At 69.7% G+C, this 3,308-nt stretch carries 3 protein-coding genes; all 3 read right to left on the minus strand.

Going from position 1 to position 3,308, the window contains the following annotated elements; genetic code table 11:
• On the minus strand, positions 1-783 hold a 783-nt coding region (locus ESG85_RS21025; protein WP_128981524.1), incomplete at its 3' end, for an adenosylhomocysteinase.
• 14 nt (positions 784-797) lie between these two features.
• Complete coding sequence (metF, locus tag ESG85_RS21030) at positions 798-1,721, minus strand: methylenetetrahydrofolate reductase [NAD(P)H] (protein WP_128981526.1); 924 nt, start codon at positions 1,719-1,721, stop codon at positions 798-800.
• Positions 1,718-3,308 (minus strand): vitamin B12 dependent-methionine synthase activation domain-containing protein (locus ESG85_RS21035; RefSeq protein WP_181019081.1); only part of this gene is annotated, 1,591 nt, incomplete at its 5' end. The genes ESG85_RS21035 and metF, both read right to left, overlap by 4 nt.

Consider the following 3,308-nt stretch of genomic DNA (forward strand, 5'->3'; position numbering starts at 1 on the left):
CTTGCCGCCGATGAGGACGTCGGTGGCGCGGTTGATGCCGTCGATCAGGGAGTGGCGGCAGCCGTACTTGTTGTCGAACTTCGATTTCGTGACGGCGTCGTTCACGTTGATCGCGGGGAAGAGGAGCTGTCCTTCGCGGTGCATCTCGTAGAGGCGGTGGACACCGGTGGTGGTCTCCTCGGTGACGCCCTTGATGCCGGCCGCCAGTGTGCTCCAGTCCAGTGGTGAGTTCTCCAGCAGGGCGCGGACGACGGCCAGTTCCTCGTTGTCGGCCTCCGGCAGCTTTCCGGTCTTCTGGTACTCGACGCCCTTGTGGACGAGGAGGGTGGCGTCACCGCCGTCGTCGAGGATCATGTTGGGGCCCTCGCCGCCGGGCCAGGTCAGGGCCTGTTCGGTGCACCACCAGTACTCCTCGAGGGTCTCGCCCTTCCAGGCGAAGACCGGGATGCCGGCGGCGGCGATGGCCGCGGCCGCGTGGTCCTGGGTGGAGTAGATGTTGCAGGAGACCCAGCGGACGCGTGCGCCGAGGGCGACCAGGGTCTCGATGAGGACGGCGGTCTGCACGGTCATGTGCAGGGAACCGGTGATCCGGGCGCCGGCCAGCGGCTGGGACTCGGCGTACTCCTTGCGGATGGCCATCAGGCCCGGCATCTCGTGCTCGGCCAGCGTGATCTCCTTGCGGCCGAACTCCGCGAGACCGAGGTCGGCGACCTTGAAGTCGTGAGCAAGGCTGTGGTCGAGGCGGTCGAGGCGGTCGAGGCGGTCGAGGTGGTCGGAAGGCATGTCGACTCCAGTCGTCAGGCGGCGTTGAGCAGGGAAGTGGTCCGTGAAGAGGTCCGTGCGGAGGTCCGTCCGGGCACGAGGTTGCGGTGGATCTCCACCGCGGCGGACGAACTGTTGAGCGTGATGTAGTGCAGTCCCGGCGCGCCCTCGGCGAGCAGCCGCTCGCCCATGGCGGTGGCGTGGTCGACGCCGATCCGGTGTCCCTCCCCGGGGCGGCCGCGGGCCGCCTCCAGGCGCCGGGCGAGTTCCGGCGGGAAGGCAGCGTCGCTCAGCTCGGCGAAGCGCCGGATCTGGTCGTAGGAGGTCGCCGGCATGATCTCCGGGATGATCGGGGTGTCGCAGCCGGCCGCGGCGACCCGGTCGCGCAGCCGCAGGTAGTCCTCCGGGTCGAAGAACATCTGGGTGATCGCGTAGTCCGCGCCCGCCCGGCACTTGGCGACGAAGTGCCGGATGTCGCTCTCCCAGGACGGCGACCGCGGGTGCCGCTCCGGGAAGGCGGCGACGCCGACGGTGAACGAGCCGACGCTCTTCAGGAGTTCGACCAGCTCGTACGCGTACGTCAGCCCTTCCGGGTGCGGCGTCCATGTGCCGCGCGGGTCGCCCGGCGGGTCGCCGCGCAGCGCGAGCACGTCATGGATCCCGGCGGCTGCGTAACGGCCGATGATCCGCCGCAGTTCGGTCACCGAGTGGCCGACGGCCGTCAGATGGGCGATCGGCCGGAGTGTGGTCTCGGTGAGGACGCGCTCGGTGATGGCCACCGTCCGGTCCCGGGACGAGCCGCCGGCGCCGTACGTCACGGAGACGAAGTCCGGTGCCAGCGCCTCGACCCGCCGGATCGCGTCCCACAGGGTCCGCTCGCCCTTGTCGGTCTTCGGCGGGAAGAACTCGAAGGAGAAGGTCGGTGACGGCGGTGCTTCGGTGGGGGAAGGGGAGGTCATCGGCCGCCTCCCGCGTTGAAGTAGGTGGCTTCGGGGTGGTGGACGACGAAGGCGTCGGTGGACTGCTCGGGATGCAGCTGGTACTCCTCCGACAGCTCCACCCCGATCCGCGAGGGATCGAGCAGTTCGGCGATCTTCGCCCGGTCCTCCAGGTCCGGACACGCCGGATAACCCAGCGAGTAGCGGCAGCCCTGGTACTCGGTGCGGAACATGCCGGCCACGGACGCCGGATCGGACCCGCCGATGCCCCACTCCGCCCGTACCCGCGCGTGCCAGTACTCGGCCAGCGCCTCCGCCAACTGCACGGACAGGCCGTGGAGTTCGAGGTAGTCGCGGTAGGCGTCGGCGGCGAACAGCTTCGCCGTCTCCTCGCCGATCCGCGACCCGACGGTGACGACCTGGAGACCGACCACGTCGACCTCGCCGGTCTCCTCCGCCCGGAAGTAGTCGGCCAGACACAGTCGCCGGCCGCGTTCCTGACGCGGGAAGGAGAACCGGGTCCGCTCGCGTCCGTCCTCGTCCAGGATGATCAGGTCGTCACCCTTGGACACACAGGGGAAGTAGCCGTGGACCACGGCCGCTTCGAGCAGCCGCTCGGTCTGCAGCCGCTCCAGCCAGCCCCGCAGCCGCGGCCGGCCCTCCGCCTCGATCGTCTCCTTGTCCTTCAGCCCCCACTGCCCCTTGAACAGCGCACCCTCGTCCAGCCAACTCGCGTACTCCGCCAGCTGAATGCCCTTCACCACGCGGGTGCCGAGGAACGGTGCCGTCGGTACGGGGTTGTCCGCGGCCACGTCCGAACGGCCCGCCGGCTCCGACCCGGGTGCCTCGGCCCGCGCGGTCGCCGTGGTCCGGGCGGCGATCCGGCGGCCGCGCAGCTCCGGCAGGGTCGCGCCCGGTACACCGCGCTTGACCGCCATCAGGGCGTCCATCAGGCGCAGGCCCTCGAAGGCGTCGCGGGCGTAGCGGACCTCGCCGTCGTACAGCTCGTGCAGGTCCTGCTCCACGTACGCCCTGGTCAGCGCCGCACCACCGAGGATCACCGGATACCTGGCGGCCAGCCCGCGGCCGTTCAGCTCCTCCAGGTTCTCCTTCATGATCACGGTCGACTTCACGAGCAGACCCGACATGCCGATCACATCGGCTGCGTGCTCCTCCGCGGCCTCCAGGATCGCCGAAACCGGCTGCTTGATACCGAGGTTGACCACCTTGTAGCCGTTGTTGGACAGGATGATGTCGACGAGGTTCTTGCCGATGTCATGGACGTCGCCGCGCACGGTGGCGAGCACGATCGTCCCCTTGCCCTCCGCGCCCTCGACCTTGTCCATGTGCGGCTCCAGGTAGGCCACCGCCGTCTTCATCACCTCGGCCGACTGGAGCACGAACGGAAGCTGCATCTGCCCCGAGCCGAACAGCTCGCCCACCGTCTTCATGCCGTCGAGCAGCACGTCGTTGACGATCTCCAGCGCCGGGCGCCCGGCCAGCGCCTCGTCCAGATCCGCCTCCAGACCGTTCTTCTCGCCGTCGACGATCCGCCGCTTCAGCCGCTCCTCCAGCGGCAGCGCCGCCAGCTCCTCCGCCTTGGAGGCC

The organism is Streptomyces roseicoloratus, assembly GCF_004117935.1.
Classification (GTDB): Bacteria; Actinomycetota; Actinomycetes; order Streptomycetales; family Streptomycetaceae; genus Streptomyces; species Streptomyces roseicoloratus.

What these genes read in the sequence shown, in the direction of transcription:
- metF (WP_128981526.1), bottom strand. Translation starts at nt 1,721, where the DNA reads ATGACCTCCCCTTCCCCCACCGAAGCACCGCCGTCACCGACCTTCTCC.